Raw genomic sequence first — 21,784 nt, forward strand, 5'->3', positions numbered from 1 at the left:
CATGCACATCATAGAATTGAACGAAGCGCAGCGGTCGCCGGCTTTCGGCATCGAGATGGCGTCCATCGCCGGCCTGGGCGAGCAGGAGCAGGTGCGGCTGGCCTACGGCGTCGTCGAGCCCGGCGGGGAAAGCCAGCCGCACAAGCACGACGAGCTGGAAGCCTTTCTGATTCTGAGCGGCGAGGGCGTCATCGACGCCGACGGCCGCTCCCAGCCGGTGCGCGCCGGCAGCCTGGTGCTGTTCAAACCGTTTGAAAAACACGTGTTGCGCAATACCGGCGGGCAGCCGCTGCGCTTCTGCGACTTCTACTGGCGGGACGCGGCCAAACGCGAGGCCGCCGCGCAGGACAACGGCGCCGCGCGTCTGAAAGGGCGGCCGGTATTCGTGTTTTCCACGCCGCCCACGCCCAACGGCGACCTGCACCTTGGCCATCTGTCCGGTCCCTATCTGGGCGCCGACGTCTATGTGCGCTTCCTGCGCGCCAGCGGACACGAGGCCTACCACCTGACCGGCAGCGACGATTACCAGAGCTATGTGGTGGGCCGCGCCCGCCAGGAAAACAGCAGTCCCCAGCAGGTGGCCAGCCATTACTCGGCGGCGATCCAGTCCACGCTGGATCTGATGGACATCCATCTCGATCAATACACCGTCACCACCCGGGACCCGGCTTACGCGGCCGGCCTGCGCGATTTCTTCACGCGCCTGGTGCGGGGCGGCGCGCAGCTGCGTTCCGACGCGGCGCTGTTCGACGCCGAAACCGGCGATTATCTGTACGAGGTGGACGTGTCCGCCAAGTGTCCAAGCTGCGGCTCGCCCTGCGGCGGCAATATCTGCGAGGAGTGCGGCGAGCCCAACAACTGCGTGGACCTGGACGCGCCGCGCTCGCGGCTGTCGGACGCGACGCCGGTCACCGGCGCCATCCGCCGCTACATGATCAATCTGTCCGCCTTCAAGGACGCGGTGGAGCAGCATCAGCGCCTGGGCAAGGTGTCGCCGCGCTTGCAGCAATTGGCGGAGCGGGTGCTGGCGCGCAAGGACTATTGGGTGCCCATCACCCATCCGGCGCAATGGGGCGTGCCGCCGGCGGAGGAGGTCGAGGGCGAGCAGGTGATCTGGGTGTGGCCGGAAATGGCGTACGGCTTCCTGTACGGCATCGCCGAACTGGGCGGCCGGCTGGGCAAGCCCTGGCAAGCCGACCGGCCGCAGCCGGACTGGAAGATCGTCCACTTCTTCGGCTACGACAACAGCTATTACCACTCCATCCTGTACCCGGCCTTGTACCGGATGGCCTTCCCGGACTGGCAGTGCGACATCGACTACAACGAGAACGAGTTCTATCTGCTCGACGGCCTGAAGTTCTCCACCAGCCGCCGGCACGCGGTGTGGGGCAAGGACATCCTGAGCCCTGACAGCGTGGACGCGGTGCGCTATTACCTGGCGCGCACGCGCGGCGAGCAGGAGCGGACCAATTTCACGCTGGAGGATTTCCATGCGTGCGTGGAGCGGACGCTCTTGGGCCAGTGGCAGGCCTGGCTGAGCGGCCTGGGCGAGCGCTTGGGGCAGGATTTCCAGCAGCGCGCGCCCGACGCCGGCAACTGGACCGCCGCTCACACCGCCTATTTCGACGCGCTGAGCAACCGGCTGACCAGCCTGAGCACCCATTACGGCGCAGACGGTTTCACGCTCAACCGCGTGACGGAAGAGCTGGACGGGCTGGTGGCCGGCGCGCTGCGCTTCGCCAAATCGAACGAGCGCATCCGTCGGAATCCGGCGCTGCGCGACGAATACCGGACCGCGGTCGCGCTGGAGCTGGCCACGGCCCGCCTGCTGGCTCAGGCCGCCGGCCCGCTGATGCCGCGCTTCGCCCAGCGCCTGGGCCGCGCCCTGGGCATGGAAGGCGTCGACGTCTGGCCGGAAAGCGTGGAGCTGTCGCCGCCGGGCACCGCTCTGGACTTGGCGGAGCAGCGCTTTTTCACGCCGCTGCGCCGGGCGGGCGCGGCGGAGGAAGGACGGTCATGAGCGGACTGGGGTCTCAAGCGCCGCGCGGCCCGGACGTCGATCTGGTCAACGCCGTCGCGCTGCGCGGATGCGATGACGAGCGACATGTGATCCGCTTCCGGCAAGACGGCGTCGTGCGCGCCTGGACGCTGGCCGAGCTGGACCGCAAGGCGGCGCGCGTGGCCCGGCGCTTGCATGCGCTGGGCCTGCGTCCGCGCGACCGGGTGGGCGTTTTATCGCGCAATCGGATCGAGTTCGTGCTGCTGGATCTGGCCGTCCTGAAACTGGGGGCGGTGACCGCGGGCTTCGAGGCCGGGCGTTTCGAGCCGGCGCGCATCGTGGACCTTTACGGCTTGAAAGCCTTGTTCGCCGAGGGCGTGGACCGCTCGGGCGCGGTGTTCGACATTGCCGAAGTCCAGGCCTGGGCCGAGCGCGCCGAGGCGGACGCGGCGGAGCGGCCCCTGCACGCCGGCTACGACCCGGCCGACGTGCTGGCGATCAAATTCACCTCGGGCAGCACCGGCGCGCCCAAGGGCCTGGAAGCCACCGTCGCCAGCGTCAACAGTTCCATCAATGAAGTGCAGGCGATGTTCGGGCATGGGGACGGCGACAATCTGCTGGTGTTCCTGCGGCTGGCCTTGCTGCAGCAACGCTACTGGATTTATTCGGCGCTGGCGTTTGGACACGACCTCACGCTTTCCGACCTGGATCAGGCGCTGGACATGGCCAAGGCCTGCCAGCCCACCGTCGTCATGGGCGTGCCGGGCTTTTACGAAGCCTTGAGCGCCAGCCTGTCGCAGCGGCACGGGGACGCCGACCCCGCCGCCCGCGGCGCGCAGATACAGGCCGCCCTCGGCGGGCGCGTCCGTTATCTGTGGACCGGCTCCGCCCCGGCCAGCCGGACGGTGCTGGAATTCTTCAACCATGCCGGCGTGCCGCTGTACGAGGGATACGGCAGCAACGAGGCCTGCATCGTCGCCAAGAACCATCCCGGCGCCTTCCGCCTGGGCAGCGTGGGCAAGGTGCTGCCCAACAAGTCCATCCGTTTCGACCAGGACGGCGTCTTGATCGTGGCCAGCCGCCATCCGGTCAACTGCCGCTATACCTGGTGCGATCCCGGCGTCAGCGAAAAAAGCTTCCTGCCCAGCGCCGAGGTCAAGACCTGGGATCTGGGCCATGTGGACGAGGACGGTTTCCTGTACATCCACGGCCGCGTGGACGACGTCTTGACCATGGCCAGCGGCCGCAACGTGCTGGCGAGGCCGCTGGAGGAGGGCTTGCGCCGGCATCCGGACGTGCACGAATGCGTGTTGTACGGCACCGGCAAGCCCTTCATTACGGCCATCCTGTCCCCGGCCTTGGCCGGGGCGGACGCCGAGGCTTTGCGCCGGCATATCCGGGCGCTGAACGAGGATGTTTTCCAGGAGGCGCGCATCCTGGCGGCGCTCATCGTCGACGAGCCGTTTTCCATCGAGAACGGCCTGCTGACTTCTCAATTCAAGCCCAAGCGCAAAATGATTCATCAGCGCTATATGGCGCAGCTGGACGACATCTATGCGCGCCACGCGCGGACGCCGGAAGCGTTTTCGGCGGACGCGGCGTATGTGCGGGATGGCCGGGCGCCGCAGCCCTCTTTCTGATACGCGGCCCGCTTAAACCTATGCAAGGAGCGATACATGACTTGGCGTAATTTGAAGGACCTCACCCTGGAAAACGAACGCGTGCGCTTGCGCCGGATTCAGATCGGCGATTACGCGGCGTTCGAGCGCATCGTGTTCGAGCCCGCCATCTGGGAGTACTTCGTCGCCCGCATCCAGACGCCGGACGATCTGGGCCGCTTCGTCGAGCAGGCGATACAGGACACGCTCAACGGCAGCCGCATCGTGTTCGCCATCATCGACCGCCAAACGGACCGCATCGTCGGCAGCACCGCTTACGGCAATCTCGCCGAGGGCGAGCGCCGCCTGGAGATAGGCTGGTCCTGGCTGTGCCGGGACGCGCGGCGCACCGGCATCAACCGCGCGGTCAAGTTCGAACTGCTCAAGCACGCGTTCGAAGCGCTGGAATGCGAGCGCGTGGAGTTCAAGACCGATGTGCTGAACGCCGGCGCGCGCGCGGGCCTGGCCGGCATCGGCGCGACGGAGGAAGGCGTGCTGCGCAGCTTCAACTTCATGCCCGGCGGCCGTCGCCGCGATGTGATCTATTACAGCGTGCTGCGCCAGGAATGGGAGCGGGTCCGCGCCGAACGCTTCCCGGCGCTGGCCGCCGCGGCAAGCCGTTGAGCGGCCGGGCCGGCATCAAGATGGACGCCCCCGACATGTCCGCGAGCCCGCAGATGAAAACCGAAGACTTCGTCTTTAGCGCCGGCGAGCACTGGCTGGCCGCCACCCGCGTGCAGCCGGACGCCGGCGCGGCAAGCAGCGTCCTCACCCTGCACGGGCTGGGCCAGACCGCGAACCGGCACACCATACGCTATGTGCTGGACCACCTGGCCGGGCACGGCCTGGGCTCGGTGTGCTTTGAATTCTCCGGCAACGGCGACAGCAGCGGGGCGCTGGAAGAGGCCTGCCTGCGGCGTCGTTACGAGGAAACGCTGGCCGCCGCGGAACACCTGGACAAGCGCGAGCCGCTGACCCTGATCGGCACCAGCATGGGCGGCCATCTCGCCGCCTGGGTCGCGCCGGTGCTGAAGCCCGCCTGCCTGGTGCTGTTCTGCCCGGCAAGCTATCCGGCCGACGCCGCCGAAGCCCGTTTCGACGGCGGCCTGGCCCGTCCCGGCCCCTATCCGGACTCCCCGGCCTATGCCGGCCTGCGCGAATTCAGCGGCGACTTGCTGATCATCGGCGCCGGCAAGGACGCGGTGGTGCCGGCCGAGACGCTGGACGGCTATCTGGCCGCGGCCATGAACGCCCGCAGCAAGCATATTGTCTGGCTGGACGACTGCGAGCATTTCATCCATCGCTGGCTGCCGCATCAGGACGCTTTGCGGCCGCAAGTGCTGACGACGATAAGGGACACCATTCTGCGGGCGCGCGCCCGCCAATAAGACCCACTAACAAAACCCCTGATCCCGCGTTGCGCCGCCTTGTCGTACGACTTGTACTGCCCGCGTCGGCGCGCCTTGGCTCAGGTTCTCTGCGAGGTTTTGTTAGCGGCTCTAAGTCTATTGGAGGAATCCATGCAACACGCTCCCGTTCTGATCGAAGCGAATATCCTGAAGCGGCGCGATGTCGCCAGCCTGGAGATCGTTGAAAACGCGTTCTCCAGCGGCCCCGTCGCCGAGGCCCTGCGCCGGGCGCCGGGCATCGAGCGCCGCCGGGGCTTGAGCAAGGAGGCGTTCGACCGCGAATACCGCCACCAGCAGCGGCCGGTGATTCTGGAAGGCTACGCCGCCGACTGGCCGGCGGTGCGCCATTGGAGTTTCGAGCATCTGGCCAAGCGCTGCGGCGCGACGCCGGTGGTGGTCAACAGCTATAGCAGCCAGCGTTCCGCCCAGGCCAGCTTCGCCGAGTTCGTCGACATGCTGATGCGCAACGAGGGGCCGGAGGCGACGCCCATCTATCTGCAGGAATGGTATTACCAGGCCTCCTGCCCCGAGCTGGCCGCGGACATGCCGGAACTGGACATCGCCCAATACGATTTCCGCCGCGATCTGTACGGCGAGGTGATTTCCACCAATCACCAGCTCTGGCTGGGCCAGCGCGGCGGCGTCACCCGGCTGCATCAGGACTCCTACACCATCGACGTCATGCATGTGCAGCTGGTGGGGGAAAAACACTGGACCGTCTTGGGGCCGCAGGCGATGTTGCCGGAAACGGAGACGGGGGGCGCCGATCTGCAAGCGCTGGCCGACGATCCCGCCGCCCAGCTGATGCAATGCACGTTGAAGCCCGGCGACGTGCTCTATCTGCCGGCGCTGTGGTTCCACCGCATCAAATTGCTGAGCAACTCCATCGGCCTGGGCCGGAAGTGCCTGGACCAGGCCAATCTGCAGACCCATATCCGGCAACGGATGGCGGAGCTGCTGGCGCTCGCCCTCAATCCGGAAGAGGTCAAGCTCACCCATCCCGAATTGTTCAATGTGGTGATGATGCGCAACCGGGTCTGGGCCAAGCGCATGGGCATCGATTTGTCGAAACTGCGCCCATGATCCGGCTTTCGCCCCGCGGTGCGGGACACCTCATCAGGAGAAAATAAATGAAGCAAGCGCATGTATTGGTTGTCGGGGGATTGAACCACACGCTGGACAGGCTGGAGCAATTGGGCGCCCGCTATTCGATGATGCAGATCCCGGAGCGCGTCAATGAGCGTCAGTACGGCGCGGCGGTGCGCTACGCGGTGATGGATTACGAAGACATGGAGGAGGTCTTGCTGCTGGCGCGCGCCTGGCACGCCAAGGACCCGTTCGACGCGGTGGTGTCCTTCACCGAATACGGCCTGCATCCGGCGTCGCAATGCGCGATCGAGCTCGGCGTCGCCGGCGACAATCTGGAAGCGGTGCTGAACACGCGCGACAAGATCAAGATGCGGGAGCTGCTGGGCCGCCACGGCCTGAGCCCGGTGCGATACCAGGTCTGTCAAAGCCTGGACGACGCGAGAAGCTTTTTCCGCTCGCTCAACGGCGAGGCCATGGTGCTGAAGCCGTATGCCGGCGGTCTGAGCGAGGGCGTGTTCTTCGTGGATGAGGACGCGCATCTGGAGGCGCGCTGGAACGGCTCCCGCGCGGTGATGGATGGGCCGCTTCTGGCGGAGGAGTTCCTGCACGGCCCGGAGTACAGCGTGGAATCGCTGTCCATCAACGGCCGGCATGAGATCGCGATGATCACCGAGAAAGAGGTCACGGCGCTGCCGCGCTTCATCGAGCTGGGCCACCAGGTGCCGGCGCGGCTGGACGAGGCGCAGCAGGCGGCGGTCAAGGCCTTGGTCAGCCGTTTTCTGGACGTCATCGGCCAGAAAACCGGGCCCGCGCACACCGAGATCCGCCTGACGCCGTCCGGGCCCAGGATCATCGAATCGCAAACCCGGATAGGCGGCGATCAAATCTGGGAAATGTGCGAGCTGGTCAGCGGCGTCAACCTCACCGGCGAGACCATCGCGGCGCTCACCGATCTGCCGCGGCCTGAACGCAAGCCGGCGGCCAAGGCCGCCGCCATCCGCTTCTTCTCCTACGAAAACGCCCGCATTCTGGACGTGAGCGGCGTCGAGCAGGCGAAAAGCGCCCAGGGCGTGGTCCGGGTGGAGTGCCAGCTGCACGCCGGCCTGCGCTGCGAGACGCTTAAATCGTCCAATTCGCGCCAGGGCTACGCGCTGTGCGTGGGCGACACGATAGAGCGGGCCGTCGCCAACGCGGAGGCCGCGCGCGACGCGGTGCGGGTGGAGTGGGAAGCGCTGAGCGCGGAGCAGGGCGGACTTTGAACCGTTTCTTGGATCAACTCGAATAAGAGCCGCTAACAACACCTCGCAGAGAACCTGAGCCAAGGCGCGCCGACGCAGGCAGTACAAGTCGTACGACAAGGAGGCGCAACGCAGGATCAGGGGTTTTGTTAGCGGGTCTAAAGACAGGCAAGTATGAACTCACATCCGGTCCGGCGCAGCGTGTTGTACATCACCGCGCATTACATCATGACCTATCTCGGCTACTACGGCCTGGTCTCCACCCTGGTGGTCACGCTCAACAAGGCCGGGTTCAGCGCCGAACGGATCGCCATGCTGGTCATCCTGTTCACCTTGACGACCAAGGCGGCGAAGATACCGCTGGCGCCGTGGCTGGACCGGATGGCGGCGACGAAGTCCGTGCTGATAGGCTGCGTCATGGCCGCGGTCGGCTTCTTGCTATTGTATTCGGCCAAGGATTTTTATTTGACCGCCTGTGCGCTGGCCCTGTCCGGCACCGGCATTTCCATCAACGCGCTGGCGAGCAAGCAGCTGGCCGCGGCGACCAGCGATATGATGGACAACCGCGCCAAGCTGTTCTCCATCACCTATATCGGCATCAATATCGCGGCGGCGGCGGCGGCGCCGCTGGCTCTGTACCTGGCGGCCAAGGGGCAGTACCAGCTGGTGTTGATCGGCATCGCCGTCTCCTACTGCGTGGCCGGGGTGGTGACCTTCCTGAACTTCGGCAAGCTGGGCATGAAGCGCCCCGGTGGCGGCGCGCCGTCGTTTCTGGCTTATTGGAAGCTGCTCTACGTGCCCGGCATTCCCCCCTTCCTGCTGATCAATTTCTTTTGCTGGCTGCTGTACGGCCAGCTGTTCAACGTGCTCGCGCTCTATGTCTCGGAAACGCTGGCCCAGCCGGGCAAGCTGGGCTGGCTGTACACCCTGAACGCCTTGCTGGTGATCGGGCTTCAGCTCTTGGTCACCCATCTGGCCCACCGCTGGAGCGGCGGCAAGCCGCTGGGCATTGTCCGTTCCTCCTACGCCACCTTCGCGCTGGCCTTCATCATGCCCTTCATGCTTCCGGGCTATACCGGCGCGCTGGCCTTCGTGCTGCTGTTCACCTTCGCCGAGATGATGTTCGCGCCCAGCATGGACGTGCTGCTGCTGTCCTTGATCGGCAAGGAGAGCCGGGCGGTCGCTTACAGCGTGCTGTCCATCAGCACCGCGCTGGGGGAGTCGCTGGGCGGAGGCATGGGCGTCGCGGTTTACCGCTGGATGGCGGATTACGGCCATGCCGGCCAATTCTGGCTGGCGCTCGCCGGCTTGTCGCTGCTGTGCATCGCCGTCGCCTATGTGTTGCAGGAGTCGAGCGCCGGCTTGCGCGCGCAGGCGGCGGGCGCGGTTTAGCGAAGCGGAGCAGAGCGTAAACCGCTGCTTAGAAGCTGCTCAAAGTCTTGCGAGCTAGAGCGAGACAAGGCGAAAACGGCTGAAGAAGCGGAATGTACATGTGGTACATGAGCATTCTGAAGTCGTTTTCAACGCCGTATCGCTGAAGCGCAGCAGACTTTGAATAGGTTCTCAGTGGCGGATCTGGGTGCTGCCGGCCTCGGCCAGCGCCTCCAGCAATAGGGCGGTGCTGGCGCCGGGCAGGCTGAACGGGTCCAGGCGCGCCTGGGCGGAATAGCGCAGCAGCAGCGAGGCGTTGAGTTTTTCCATCATCACCTCCGCCATGCTCCAGTTGGCGAAGCGGCGTTGCTCCATTTCCTGGTAGTCCAGCAGCGTCAGACATTGATGGCGCGGATCATGGGCCAGTTTCTGGTACAGCAGATTGACCTCGGCGCGGCCGCCTTCCAGCGATTGCACGAATACGTCCTTGCTGTAGCACAGCACCCCGGTGATGCCCTGGGCCGGATTGTATTTGCGCGCGGCGATCATGATGTCGTCCACCAGATCGCTGTCTATGGATTTGTGCGCGCGGCTGCAGTAGGTCAGGCGTACCAGCATGATGTGCCCCTTGGATGCGAAGAAGCCGCGCCAGACCGGCGCGGCCTCGTTTCATCTTAGTCGCTGCGCGCCGTCTTGCCGCTGACCTTAAAACCTGTTCAAGACCTTGTCCCGAGCTTGCCCGAGAGACGATGAACGAGCTCTTTATTTATGCATCAGGGACAGGAATTCGCGGCGCAGATTGGCGTCGCTGAGGAAGGAGCCGCGCATCACGCTATTGGTCATCTTGCTATTGCTGTCCTTGACCCCGCGCCAGTGCATGCAGAAGTGGTCGGCCTCCATCACGATGGCCAGGCCGTCCGGCTGCAGCTTCTTCATCAGCAGGTCCGCGATCTGGGACACCGCCTCTTCCTGGATTTGCGGCCGGGTCATCACCCAGTCTATCAGCCGCGCGTACTTGGACAGGCCGATCAGATTGGAATGTTCATTGGGCATCACCCCCACCCAGACGCGGCCGATGATGGGGCACAGATGGTGGGAGCAGGCGCTGCGCACCGTGATCGGACCCACGATCATCAACTCGTTGAGCTTTTCCACATTGGGGAACTCGGTGCTGGCCGGCATCTGCACATAGCGGCCGCGGAAGACTTCCTTGATGAACATCTTGGCCACGCGCTTGGCGGTGTCCTGGGTGTTGTGGTCGTGCTCGGTGTCGATGACCAGGCTTTCCAGCACGGCTTTCAGTTTCTCCTGAACCTCGGATTGCAGCAGGTCCAACTCGCCGTCTTCGATGTGGGCGGCGATATTGTCGTTGGCGTGGAAACGGACGCCGGCTTGCTGCAGGCGGCTGCGGATGCGTTGTGAGACCGGCAGATGGTCAACGGTATTGGTCTTGTTCATTGTGTTGGCAGTCTCGGATGCTTATTTATCATTTTGGCGCCGCCATGGCCGGCGGCTCTATCCATTGCGCATGACTTGGGGCAGGGCAGGCGGTGGGCGCCTCCCTGAAAGGCGGCGTGCTTGGAGCCTGGCCGATGCGACAGGAACGCTCCATGTTAGCACAAGCAAACGAAGCGCATCCGCAGCCGATACGCCTAGTAGAAACCCTTAGCCCGTCAGGGCTTGACGCGGGAAGCCCTTAATTTGGCGGGCATGCAAAGTCAATGCCGGCGGCTGGCCATACAGGATATTGCTGTCCTTTTGGACGGGGTTGGGCGCGTGGCGGCGCATCTCGCCGCGCCGGCTCAAGCCTTGTTGGCCGGAAGCGGGCGCGCGGCGCGGCGCAGCGTCCGTCCGCATTGGCGTTTTCGACACAGAAATTATCCGGATTGAATTTTCCTCCGCCTGGATTACCACTCACATAAGAACGAAAACTTATGGAGAGAGGCGGGACGGAATGAATAGCCAACAGCAAAACAGCCGGCAGCGCTGGGCCCGGGACTATGTGTTCGACGCATTGAGCCAATTGGGCATCCATCGCATTTTCGGCGTGCCCGGCACCAATGAGATTCCCATCATCGACGGCACGTCCTACCCGGAAAACCAGGTGGAGTACATCGAGTGCCTGCACGAGAACATCGCCATGGGCGCGGCCATGGGCTCGGCGCGGATGACGGGCAAGCCCGGCGTGGTGGTGGTGCACGTCACCCCGGGCATCGCCCACGGCATCGGCAATCTGTTCAACGCCTGGCGCTCGCAGGCGCCGCTGGTGATTCTGTGTTGCCAGCAGCAGAACGAGCTGGTCACGCAGGAGCCGCTGCTGGCCTCCAATCTGGTGGACCTGGCGCGGCAATACACCAAGTGGGCGCATGAGGTGCGCACCGAGCAAGAATTGCCGATGGTGTTGCAGCGCGCCTTCAAGGAAGCGATGGCGCCGCCCAACGGGCCGGTGTTCGTCGCCATTCCCTGGGAGTTCACCATGCGGCGCATCGGCGACGGCGACCGCCTGCCGGGCATTACCCGGATCTCCCCGCATTTCATCGCCGACGCCGACGCCATCCGTCAGGCGGCCGTCATGCTGCGCGAGGCGGTCAACCCATTGATCGTGGTGGGCGACGCCGCCGGCTACGCCGAGGCCTGGCCGGAATTGCAGGCGCTGGCGGAGTTGATCGGCGCGCCGGTGTCGCTGCAAACCTTCAGCAGCCTGGCCAACTTCCCCAATGGGGATTACCACTGGCAGGGCGAACTGCCCGGCGGGCAAAAAGATCTGCAGCAAGTGTTCGCCGGCCACGACGTCGCCTTTTTATGCGGCTTCAGCAACCAGGCTCAGGTCACGGTGTTCAAGTACAGCGACGGCCCCTTGATCCCGCCCTCGGTGCGCCAGGTGTATCTGAGCAACAACAGCTGGGACATCGGCAAGAACTACTACGGCGAATGCGCGCTGTTCGGCGACATCAAGGCCACCTTGCCGCTGCTGAACCGGGAGATCGGCGAGCAGCCGTCGGCGGCCGCGCGGCAGCGCAATGAGCTGTTGCGGCAAAAAGCCGAAGCGCGGCGCTTGCAATGGGACGTCTATCTGCGCGAGGCGATGCAACAGCAGGAAATCTGGGCGGTGGTGATCGCCGACGCGCTGCGTCTGGAAATCAGCGAACGCCGGCTGGAAAAGCAGTTCGTCTACGTGCACGAAGCGGTGTCGGACCCGGCGCCGTTCCAGTACCTGCTGCCCTTCACCGAAGTGGCCGCGGCGCCCATCAGCTACTACTGCGTCGGCGGCGGCTCCTTGGGCTGGTCCATGCCCGCCACCCTGGGCATCAAGCTGGAAGCGCAAGGCTGCCAGGGCATAGACACCCGTTTCGTGGTGGCGGCCACCGGCGACGGCTCCTCCTTGTTCTATCCGCAAACCTGGTGGACCGCTCAGCATCGCCAGCTGGGGGTGCTCTACATCATCACCAACAACCACGAATACCACACCCTGCAAATGGGGCTGCAACAAGTGGAGGCGATGTACGGCGACGCGCCGGGCTACGGCTGGCAGGCGCGCACCCAGGACCCGGAATACCTGCGCATCCACCGGCCCAAACCGGATTTCGTCGCCTTGGCCCAGGCTTTCGGCGGCATGGAGGGCGAGGTGGTGGTCCATCCCGAGGCGGTGCGCGCGGCGGTGCGGCGCGGGCTGGACCACGCGCTGGCCGGCCGCGCCTATGTGCTGGACATGCAGACCGTGGGCCTGGATCAGCCGCCGCCCACGCCGCAGCAGGCCAACGCCCGCTACCGCCATCAGCCGAGGCTGGATTGCGTCCATGTCCCGGACGGGGACGGCCAGCGCAATACGGACAACGGCCAGCCGGCCAATGTGCCGGTGATTTTCTGATCCCGGCTCCACATAGCGAGGACGAGCAAACATGGCTAGCGAAAACATAGACATCGCCATTGTCGGCGGCGGCGTGTCCGGCGTGTACAGCGCCTGGCGGCTGCAACAACACTATCCCCAGAGCAAGATCGCGGTGTTCGAGGCCAGCGATCACATCGGCGGACGTCTGCTGTCGGTGCGGCCGCCGGACATTCCGGACATGGTGGCGGAACTGGGCGGCATGCGCATCCTGCCGGAAGTGCAGCCGCTGATTTACGACCTGATTCAGGAATTGAATACGCTGTTGCCGGCGCCGGAACAGATCGAGCTTTACCGCTTTCCGGTGGACGAGCCGCAAAACATCGCCTATCTGCGCGGCGTCTATCTGCGGCTGCAAGACTTCACCACCCAGCCGGACAAAGTGCCGTACCGGCTCAACTTCCTGGACCGCGGCCAGACCGGCGGCGCCGTCATCATCGACGCCATCGAGCAGATCGTGCCCGGCATCACCAATAAATCGCTGACCGAGGAAGAGCGCCGGCAGATGGCGCAGAACGCCAGCTTAGGCGGCGTGCCGCTATACCAGCAAGGCTTCTGGAACGTGCTGTTCCGCGTGATCACCGGCGAAGCCTATCAATACGCCGAAGACACCGGCGGCTACGACACCACCTTGTGCAACTGGAACGCCGCCGACGCCATTCCCTGGTTTCTGTCGGACTTCGGCGTATCGGCCCAGTACATGGGCTTTTGCAACGGCTTTCAGCAAGTGCCGCTGGTGCTGGCGCAATTGTTCGAACAGGCCGGCGGCGAAGTGCGGCTGGAGGCCCCGGTCAGCGGCGTGACGCGCAGCGAGTCGGGCTTCCAGTTCCAGGCCCAGGGCCGGACGATATCCGCCAAAACGCTGATTCTGGCGATGCCGCGCCGCGCGCTGGAGCTCTTGTCCGCCACCAGCCCCTGGCTGCAGGAGGCCGCGCGCTTCCAGCAACTGGCCGCCAGCGTCACCCCGCGGCCGCTGTTCAAACTGTTCACCACCTACAACAGCCCCTGGTGGCTGAATACGGGTTACAGCACGGCCGACGGCGACTACGTGCCGGTCAAGTCCGGCCGTTCCGTCACCGATTTGCCGGTGCGCCAGACCTATTACTGGCCGCGCAGCAACGGCCTGCCCGCCTTGCACGGCCACGCCATGTTGCTGGCCAGCTACGACGACGGCGACAACACCGGCTTTTGGGACGGTCTGCGCGGCCGCCGTCACAGCGCCTGGAAGAAGGGGCTGGAGGTGGCCGAGCTGGCCGATCCCTTCATCGGCGCGGACGACCAGGTGCGCGCCAAGGAGCTGAGCTGGCACCGCTACAAGGCTCCGCGGATGATGACCGAGGAAGTCACCCGCCAACTGACGGTGATGCACAGCCTGTCCTACACGCCCAAAGTGCGCAACGCCGCCTTCCGCGACTGGGGCGACGACCCGTACGGCGGCGGCTGGAACAGCTGGAACATCGGGGTGAAAAGCTGGGAAGTGAAACGGCAGATCATCCAGCCGCTGGACGGCCAGCCGCTATACGTGTGCGGCGAGGCCTATTCCGACGCCCAGGGCTGGGTGGAGGGGGCTTTGCAGACCGCGGACATGATGTTGGCCAAGCTGGTCTGAGAACCTGTTTTTGGCCTGCCGCGCGCCGGCGGGACCATCAGACGGGAGGCGGAAGCGTTTCCGGGAGCGGGACAGGCAGGCCTGTCCCGCTTGGCGCGCGGCCCGGCGCGCGCTACCATGACGGTTTTCCGCCGCGCCGGCCCCTTGCGCGGCCCCATTCTTTCCCGAGGTCTTCGTCCGATGCGCCATTGATGCCGCCGTCCTCCTGGACGGCCACGTTCTCCGCCCCCTGCGCGCAGGGGAATGTTCGGCATCCTTTGGAAAGCTTCATGACGCCTATCCATCTCACTTTGGACGACGTGTCCTATCAACTGCCCGACGGCAGGATTCTGTTCAGTCATCTCAATATGGCGTTTCACGCCCAGCGCATCGGCCTGGTGGGCCGCAACGGCGTGGGCAAGACCGTGCTGGCGCGTTTGTTGGCCGGAGAACTGCGGCCCAGCGCCGGCCGCTGTCTGCGCGGCGGCACGACGCATTATCTGGCGCAGCGGGCCGGTGCGCCCCGGGGCGACACCGCCGCCGGCCTTGCCGGCTTGCAAGGCGCGCTGGACGCGCTGGCGCGCATCGAGGCCGGCAGCGTCGACGCGCGGGATTTCGAACGGCTGGCCGAGCGCTGGGATCTGCGCCAACGCTTGGAGCGGGAATGGCGGCGTTTCGGCCTGGGTCATCTGCGCCCGGAAACGCCGGCCGACGCGCTCAGCGGCGGCGAAGCCGCGCGGGCGGCGCTGTGCGGGGCCATGTTGTCCGACGCCGACTTCCTGATCCTGGACGAACCCAGCAATCATCTGGATCGGGGCCAGCGGCAAGCGCTGATCGAACAACTGTCCCTCTGGCCGCGCGGCCTGCTGGTGATCAGCCACGACCGCCGCTTGCTGGCCGGCATGGAGCGCATCGTTGAACTGTCGCCGCAGGGCCTGGCCGGCTACGGCGGCGCTTACGATTTTTACGCCGAACACAAGGAGCGGGAACAGGCGAGGGCGCTGCAAACGCTGGAGCAGCGCAAACAGGAGCGCTTGCGCGGCCAGCGGGCGCTGCGCGAACAGCAGGAGCGGCAAGAGCGGCGGCAGGCCCGCGGCGAACGGCGCGGCCGCGAGGCCAACCAGGCCCGCATCCTGTTGGACCGACAGCAGCAGCGCAGCGAGGACAGCGCCGGCAAGCTGCGGCGGCAACAGGCCGCGGCGCGGGAAGCGCTGGACCAGGCGGTGCGCGAGGCCGCCCGGCGGGCGGAGGACGACGCGGCGGTCGTCGTGCACGCCTTGCCGCAGGGGCCGGCGCTGCCGCGCGTCGCCGTCGCGCTGGACGAGGTGGCGCTGCCGTTCGCGCCCGAGGCCACGCGCCGGATTCACCTCAGCCTGGGCGGCGGGCGCCGCATCGGCGTCGTCGGCGCCAACGGCTGCGGCAAGTCCACCTTGCTCAAGGTGTTGGCCGGACGATTGCGCCCGCTCGCCGGACAGGCGCGGGCGCCGGCCGCCTGCGCCTATCTGGCTCAGGATCTGGACGGACTGGACCCCGGGCGCGGCGCGATCGAGCAATTGCTGGCGGCCAATCCCGCGGCGGGGGAAAGCCGGCTGCGCATGTTGCTGGCCCAATTGGGCCTGGACGCCGAGCGGGCGACCCGGCCCTGCGGCCGGCTCAGCGGCGGGGAACGGCTGAAGGCGGCGCTGGCCTGCGCGCTCTACGCCGATCCGCCGCCGACGCTGCTGCTGCTGGACGAGCCCAGCAATCATCTGGATCTGCCGTCGCTGCAAGCGTTGGAGGCGATGTTGCGCGCTTACCGCGGCGGCCTGCTGGTGGTGTCGCACGACGACGCTTTTCTGGACGCGCTGGATCTGGACGGCTGGCTGACGGCGGACGAGGACGGCTGGCGGCTGCTGGACGGAAGGGAGCGGCCGGAGCGCGCCATCGATAAAAGTTCGTTTTAGGTAATTTAACGTACAGATATACTAAAAACGCATGAATATAGTTAAAGCGCTGACGAAAACCGTCGGCGCTTTTTCATTCCAGTGACACGCAGGCCGGCTGGATGACGAGGCGGATGGGCGAGGCATTTGGGTGGGTGCGGAGATTCCCCTGGGGCGCGGCGGCCGCTTTGCGGCTCAGCGGCAATAGCCCTTTGCCGGCAAGAAGCCGATTGGGAGCGCGGACCGCATAGTGCCTCCAGTCGCAGCACGCGCCGCCGCTTTCCGCTCCATCCAGACGAGGGCGCCGCCAAGCAGGCCTCGGTCACAGAGCTCAAGCCAGGAGGACACCATGGCCCAACCGGAAGTGAACAAACTGCTGATGCGCGCGGTGAGCGATAACGATTTCCGCGTCAAGTTCTTGTCGGACCCCATCGCCGCGGCGAAGGACGCCGGCGCCAACAGCGCAACGGTCGCCGAATTGAAAAAGATCGACGTCGCGCGCTTGCGCGCCCAGTTCGACCACCTGACCCGGGTGTCCGGCGATTTGCTGGCCGGCTCGGTGGTGGCGGCCGGGCATAGCCGCGACTGGAGCGACCGCAGCAATATCCACGACAACGACGGCCATATCCACGACAAGGCGGCCAGCGTGTTTTCCCCGGGCGATCTGGTCACCAATCCGGCGGTGTCCACCACGCTGAACCCGGCGGCGGTGCGCGACGCGCTCAAGGACCCGCTGGTGCTCAAGGAAATTGAAAACAACCCCCAGATCAAGGCGGCCTTGAAACGCGGCGTCAAATAGCCCGCGCGGCGGAGCGGACCCCGGCGCGGCCAGCCGCGTCGGGACGGATTTCCTGGCGGCCCGCTTGCGGGCCTCTTCGTGGGGCGACGGCGATGATCATCCGGCTGACGGCTTCCTGCAACAATAAGTGCTTCTTCTGCATCGTGGACGACGAGATCGCCCAGCGCGCCTTCCGGCCGCTGGCGGAGATCGTGGCCGAGCTGGACCAGGCGGCGCCGGACGAGGAGGTGGACATCTTCGGCGGCGAGCCCACCATAGACCCGGTGTTCTGGGAGGTGCTGCGCGAGGCCTTGAAAACCGGCCGCCGCGTCAGCCTGGCCTCCAATGTACGGCTGTTCTCCCACCGTCCGTCGGCGGAGCGGCTGGCGGCCATGGCCGACGGCCGGCTGGAGGTGCGCACCAGCCTGATGGGCCACAGCGCGGAATTGCACGACAAGCTCAACGGCGTGCGGGAGGGCGCGTTCCGGCAAACCCTGCAAGGCATCCGCCGCCTCAGCGAACTGGGCTTCGACATCCAGACCAATATCGTGATCCTGGCGGAAAACGTGGAACACCTGCTCGCCACCGGCGTGACCGCGGTGGAGGCCGGCTCGTCGCGCCTCAAGTTCAGCGGCACCGTGCGCACCGGCAAATTCATCGACTCCATCGCCGATCCGGCGCTGGTGCGCGAACGGCTGCGCACCATCGTGCCGCTGTTCCGCGCGCTGGGCGTGCCGGTGACGCTGGAGAAACTGGCGCCCTGTCTGATACCGGATTTCCTCGATCTCTTGATCCGGGATTCCGATCCGGCGGTGGACACCCATCCCTGGTACGAGAAAACCCGCGCCTGCCGCGCCTGCCGGCTGGCCGACGCCTGTCCGGGCGCCGAGCGCGGCGCGCTGATCCGCCACGGCCGGGACTGGGTGCGGCCCCTGGCCGAGATCCCGGCGGAATTGATAGACGAAGTGCGCGTCGCCGCGCTGGAGCGTTATCAGCCGCGGCGCGACAAGCCCTTCTTGCGCGTGCTGTTCGATCACCAGGACCTGTCCTCGCTGGGCGTCATCGCCAGTTTCTCGCGCCAGCATCCGCAACTTTATCTGATCGCCTGAACCCGCCACCCGTTTGCGAGGCCCGCCATGAACCACGTCGTCACCCCGATCCGCCCGATTGAAGCGCGCGCGCCGCGCGCCGCGCCCGCCCAGCCGGACCGGGCCGGCATGGAGGACATCTTCGCCGACTTCCGGCTGCGCGACCGCTGGAAGCCCAATTACCGCGCCCGGGACGTGGGCGACGGCGTGTTCCTGTCCAGCGACCAGGGCAGCTGGGCGCTGTTGAGCCGGGAGGAGTACCGCGCGCTGCGCAGCATCGCCCTGCCCGCGGCGCTGCACGATCTGCTGGAAGAGCGCGGCCTGATCCTCACCGCGCGCAACGCCGGCAGCGTGATGCGGGCCTATGAAGACTGGTCCGCCAATTATTTTCCCGGCACCGCCTTGCACATCATCGGCATGACGCGGCGCTGCAATCTGCGCTGCGCCTACTGCCACGCCGCCGTGGTGCGCGACAGCTCGGACCCGGCCCGCTACGACCTGGACGAAGCCACCGCCCGCGCCATCGTCGACTTCGCCTACCAATCGCCGTCCTCGCGCATCCATTTCGAATTCCAGGGCGGCGAAGCCACGCTCAACTTCGGCGCGGTGCGCTATCTGCACGCCTACGCGATGATCAAGAATCTGGCGCACAAACGCGCCTTGTCCTTCTCCATCGTCAGCAACGGCGTGGAACTGCCGGACGAGGTGCTGGACTATCTGGCGGCCAGCCGCATCAACATCACCACCTCCATCGAGTTCGACGCCGCCGAACACCCGTCGCTGCGCGTGGATTGGGAAGGCCGCGGCCATTGGGACGATATCCGCCGCAACCGCGCCCGCATGCGCGAACGCGGCCTGGACGTGCCCTCGCTGATCGTGGTGGGGCGCAACAATCTGCACAAGCTGCGTGAATACGTCGATTTCGCGGTGGCGGAAGGACAGTCCTCCATCTTCTTCTCCCCGGTGCAGAAAATGGGTTTCGCCAAGGGGAAGTGGGACAGCGTGGGCATGGGGATGGACGAGTTCTTCGACGCCTGGCGCGACGCGCTGGACTACATCTTTTCGCTGTGGGACCAGGGCATCCTGCTGGAAGAACGCTATTTTTCGCTGGCGCTGGAAAAGCTGTTCAACAACCGCGACGTCAAATACGTGGACTTCCGCAACCCCAGCGGCATGGTCTTGGGCAATCTGGCCTACGATCATCTGGGCAATGTCTACGGCTGCGACGAAGGCCGCGGCCACGCCGATTTCCGCATCGGCAATGTGCACACCGACAGCTACGCCGACGCGGTCACCTCCGACAAGGCGCGCCAGCTGGTGTCCTACTCGCTGCGCGAGCACGACGCCTGCCAGGTGTGCGCCTACCGGCCTTATTGCGGCGTGTCCCCCATCGTCAGCAAGGGCGAGACCCACTCGCTGGACCCGCAGCCCTTGACCAGCTCCTGCTGTCAGCGCACCCGGCATCTGTTCGACTTCGTGGTGAAGCTGATGCGCGAACGGCCGCAGCGCATCGACCAGGCGCTGACCATCATCCGGATGAGCACCCAATGAGCGCCCGGGACCGGATCGCCGGCGAACTGCAAGCCGGCGGAGAAGGCGCCCGCATCGCGGTGGAGGCGCTGGCGGTGCTGGCCGGCCTCAAGCCGCTGGCGCGCTTCACCGCCGGCCGCGACAGCGCCGCGCGGCTGTGCGCGCTGCTGGACGCCTGCGGCCTGCGCCACGGCCGATACGTGCCGCCGCCGGACGACTGGGGCTACCGCCACGCCACCGCGGAGGAACGCGCCGCCTTCAGCCGCAACGACGCGCGCGTCTATTACGCGCTGGACGCGGAGGCCCTGGAGCGGGGGCTGGACGCCCAGCGGCGGCAAGACAATGTGGCGCTGGGGCGGGCGCTGGGCTACCCGGCCTGCTGCATCGCCGCCAACGAATACTTCGGCGCCGCGCCGATGACGGATCTGCTGCGGGTGGCGCGCACTCCGGGCGGGCGCGACTGGCGGCTCAATGTCTTCCTGACCGAGATGGAAGTGGGGCGCGGTTCGCCGTATTACCTGATTTCCCACTTTCCCTGCCACTTGGGCTGCCGCGCCAGCGTCGACTACGCCGCGGCGCTGCTGGAGGTCCTGCGCGACGCCGCCCCGGCCTTCGCCGCGCAACTGGAGCGCCTGCTGCCGCTGCCGCTGCTGCTGCGCGACGAGGAAGAGCCGCCGGAGGCGCGGCGTTACGGCAATTTCGGCGCCCAGCTCTACGGCGGCGCCGTGGGCGACGCGGTGTTTTATCAGGGCTGGCGGCCGCTGCGTTCCAGCGACCGTCTGCCGGAGGCCCGGCTGGATCAGGGCGATTGCATTGCATGGCAGGAGGAGGACTTATGCGTGCTCAGCGCGCGGAACGGGCGCGAAGTGGCGAGACTGCCCACGGAACGCTGGCATCTGGTGGCGTTTCAATAAGGGCGTCCGCCTCGCCTGAACGCTTGCGCGCCGCCTTGCCGCAGCTGACCCAGGCGGCGCGGGTGGACCTGGCGCTGACCCTGGCCGGCGCCAAGCCGCTGGCGCGGGTGTCCTGCGCCTACCGCGAGGCGGAGTCGGTGATCGGCGCGCTGCGGCGGCTGGGCTTGCACGCCCGGCGCTGGGAGCGGGCCTTGCGGCCGGCGGTGGCGGACGCCGACGACTACGTGGTGTCCGCCGTGGCCAGCGACGAGACGGCCGCGCCGGACGCGCGCGCCTTCGTCTTCGCCGCCCGCGACGGCGAACTGGCGGAGCTGGCCGCGCGCTTCACCGACAACGACGTCATCGCCGGCCGCCTGCTGGGCTATCCGGATTGCTGCGTGCAAGCCTATCTGGCGCATCGCGACCATCATCACGCCCGCCTGGAGCCGGCTTTCGCCGGCGACGGCGGCGCGCAGCCCTACTGGACCAACACCATGCTGGACGTGTTCGGCTGGCATCTGCTCAGCCACTTCCCCTGCCGCGCCGACTGCGCGGCCAGCCGCGATCAGGCGATGCGGCATTGGGAGGCGCTGTGCCGGCTCGACCCCGGCTTCGGCCTGGCGACGGCGCGCCATCTGCGCAGCCTAGTGCTGCGCCATCCGCGGCTGGGGCTGGTTTACGGCCAGCCGCTGGCGGACGGCGGCTTGCGGCTGCTGGGCGGCTCCGCCGCCTTCCGCGCCGCGCTGGGCGGCGCCGAGCGGGTGAGCCGCCGGCCCGGCGGGCTGGCTGCCGGCGATTTTGCCGTGAGCGGCCTGGAAACCTTCGACTTCACCGCGGGCAGCGACGATGTCCACCCCGTTTGACGATCTCGCCGCCAGCGCCGCCTGCCCGGGCGATCCGGACGGGCTGGCGCTGCTGGAAAGCTGCGCGGCCCGGGCCTGGCGACAAAGCCTGAGCGTTTTCCTAGAGCGTGTCGCGCCGGCCATCGCCTTGCCCGGCGGCGCGGCGCGGGCGCTGCGCGAGCTGGCAGAAGCGGAGCCGGATTTCGAACGGCTATGGCACCCGGCGCTGGGCGCGCTGGCCCAGGCCGAGCGCCAGCCTCGCACCGGCTTTCTGTTGGCCTGCGCCTTGGAAATCGCCTGGCACGCGCACCGGAGCGGGGTCGCCGGCGAATGGCGCGCGCGCTGGAGTCCGTCGCGCACCCTGGCGCTGCCGGATCGGATCGCCGACGTCCGCGCGCTCAGCGTCGTCGCGGACGGGCGGACGCTGACGCTGAAGGCCGCCGGCGCGGACGGTTCGCGGCTGGCGCTGAGCGCCGCGGCGGCGCCATGGGGC

The 21,784-nt window shown here is 66.7% G+C and carries 18 protein-coding genes; 16 read left to right on the top strand and 2 right to left on the bottom strand.

What is annotated here, in order from left to right; all coding sequences use genetic code 11:
- Position 1 precedes the first annotated feature (1 nt).
- The 7 genes from NK214_RS19565 to NK214_RS19595 all read left to right on the top strand — a co-directional run bounded on the left by NK214_RS19565 (position 2) and on the right by NK214_RS19595 (position 8,785).
- Positions 2-2,020 carry a class I tRNA ligase family protein gene (locus NK214_RS19565; RefSeq protein ID WP_253315270.1) on the top strand — a complete coding sequence of 673 codons (2,019 nt, stop codon included), beginning with the start codon at positions 2-4 and terminating at the stop codon, positions 2,018-2,020.
- Entirely contained in the window at positions 2,017-3,639 is a 1,623-nt protein-coding gene (locus tag NK214_RS19570; RefSeq protein ID WP_253315271.1) for an AMP-binding protein, read from the top strand. Before NK214_RS19565 ends, NK214_RS19570 begins: the two co-directional genes overlap by 4 nt.
- Positions 3,640-3,675: 36 nt before the next feature.
- Positions 3,676-4,281 carry a GNAT family N-acetyltransferase gene (locus tag NK214_RS19575; protein ID WP_107800104.1) on the top strand — a complete coding sequence of 202 codons (606 nt, stop codon included), beginning with the start codon at positions 3,676-3,678 and terminating at the stop codon, positions 4,279-4,281.
- 53 nt (positions 4,282-4,334) lie between these two features.
- Positions 4,335-5,045: a carboxylesterase gene (locus tag NK214_RS19580; RefSeq protein ID WP_253315272.1), complete on the top strand. Its 711-nt coding sequence runs from the start codon at positions 4,335-4,337 to the stop codon at positions 5,043-5,045.
- Between the two features lie 132 nt (positions 5,046-5,177).
- Positions 5,178-6,149: a cupin-like domain-containing protein gene (locus NK214_RS19585; protein WP_107800102.1), complete on the top strand. Its 972-nt coding sequence runs from the start codon at positions 5,178-5,180 to the stop codon at positions 6,147-6,149.
- A gap of 47 nt (positions 6,150-6,196) precedes the next feature.
- Entirely contained in the window at positions 6,197-7,414 is a 1,218-nt protein-coding gene (locus NK214_RS19590; protein WP_253315273.1) for an ATP-grasp domain-containing protein, read from the top strand.
- 153 nt (positions 7,415-7,567) lie between these two features.
- Complete coding sequence (locus NK214_RS19595) at positions 7,568-8,785, top strand: MFS transporter (RefSeq protein WP_253315274.1); 1,218 nt, start codon at positions 7,568-7,570, stop codon at positions 8,783-8,785.
- A 171-nt stretch (positions 8,786-8,956) separates the two neighbouring features.
- Here NK214_RS19595 and NK214_RS19600 read toward each other — a convergent pair whose 3' ends face one another.
- Complete coding sequence (locus NK214_RS19600; RefSeq protein WP_107798585.1) at positions 8,957-9,382, bottom strand: BLUF domain-containing protein; 426 nt, start codon at positions 9,380-9,382, stop codon at positions 8,957-8,959.
- A 144-nt stretch (positions 9,383-9,526) separates the two neighbouring features.
- Positions 9,527-10,222, bottom strand: coding sequence for a GTP cyclohydrolase I (gene folE / locus NK214_RS19605; protein ID WP_227107517.1), 696 nt, complete (start codon positions 10,220-10,222; stop codon positions 9,527-9,529).
- A gap of 496 nt (positions 10,223-10,718) precedes the next feature.
- On the opposite strand from folE, the gene NK214_RS19610 reads away from it, so the two are divergent.
- From NK214_RS19610 to NK214_RS19650, 9 genes are all read left to right on the top strand, one after another.
- Positions 10,719-12,632: a thiamine pyrophosphate-binding protein gene (locus tag NK214_RS19610; protein WP_253315275.1), complete on the top strand. Its 1,914-nt coding sequence runs from the start codon at positions 10,719-10,721 to the stop codon at positions 12,630-12,632.
- Between the two features lie 31 nt (positions 12,633-12,663).
- Complete coding sequence (locus NK214_RS19615; protein WP_253315276.1) at positions 12,664-14,259, top strand: FAD-dependent oxidoreductase; 1,596 nt, start codon at positions 12,664-12,666, stop codon at positions 14,257-14,259.
- 269 nt (positions 14,260-14,528) lie between these two features.
- Positions 14,529-16,181: an ATP-binding cassette domain-containing protein gene (locus tag NK214_RS19620; protein ID WP_253315277.1), complete on the top strand. Its 1,653-nt coding sequence runs from the start codon at positions 14,529-14,531 to the stop codon at positions 16,179-16,181.
- Between the two features lie 328 nt (positions 16,182-16,509).
- On the top strand, positions 16,510-16,959 hold the full coding sequence (locus NK214_RS19625; protein ID WP_107798579.1) for a hypothetical protein: 450 nt from the start codon (positions 16,510-16,512) through the stop codon (positions 16,957-16,959).
- Positions 16,960-17,051: 92 nt separating this feature from the next.
- On the top strand, positions 17,052-18,047 hold the full coding sequence (locus tag NK214_RS19630) for a radical SAM protein (RefSeq protein ID WP_227107525.1): 996 nt from the start codon (positions 17,052-17,054) through the stop codon (positions 18,045-18,047).
- 27 nt (positions 18,048-18,074) lie between these two features.
- Positions 18,075-19,577 carry a radical SAM/SPASM domain-containing protein gene (locus NK214_RS19635; RefSeq protein ID WP_227107527.1) on the top strand — a complete coding sequence of 501 codons (1,503 nt, stop codon included), beginning with the start codon at positions 18,075-18,077 and terminating at the stop codon, positions 19,575-19,577.
- Positions 19,574-20,470 (top strand): hypothetical protein, encoded by an 897-nt coding sequence (locus NK214_RS19640; RefSeq protein WP_107798576.1) that lies wholly within the window; start codon positions 19,574-19,576, stop codon positions 20,468-20,470. Before NK214_RS19635 ends, NK214_RS19640 begins: the two co-directional genes overlap by 4 nt.
- A gap of 23 nt (positions 20,471-20,493) precedes the next feature.
- Positions 20,494-21,312, top strand: a complete 819-nt coding sequence (locus NK214_RS19645) for a hypothetical protein (protein WP_253315278.1) — start codon at positions 20,494-20,496, stop codon at positions 21,310-21,312.
- On the top strand, positions 21,296-21,784 hold a 489-nt coding region (locus tag NK214_RS19650), incomplete at its 3' end, for a hypothetical protein (protein WP_253315279.1). The genes NK214_RS19645 and NK214_RS19650, both read left to right, overlap by 17 nt.

This window comes from Chromobacterium sp. S0633, from assembly GCF_024158805.1.
Classification (GTDB): Bacteria; Pseudomonadota; Gammaproteobacteria; order Burkholderiales; family Chromobacteriaceae; genus Chromobacterium.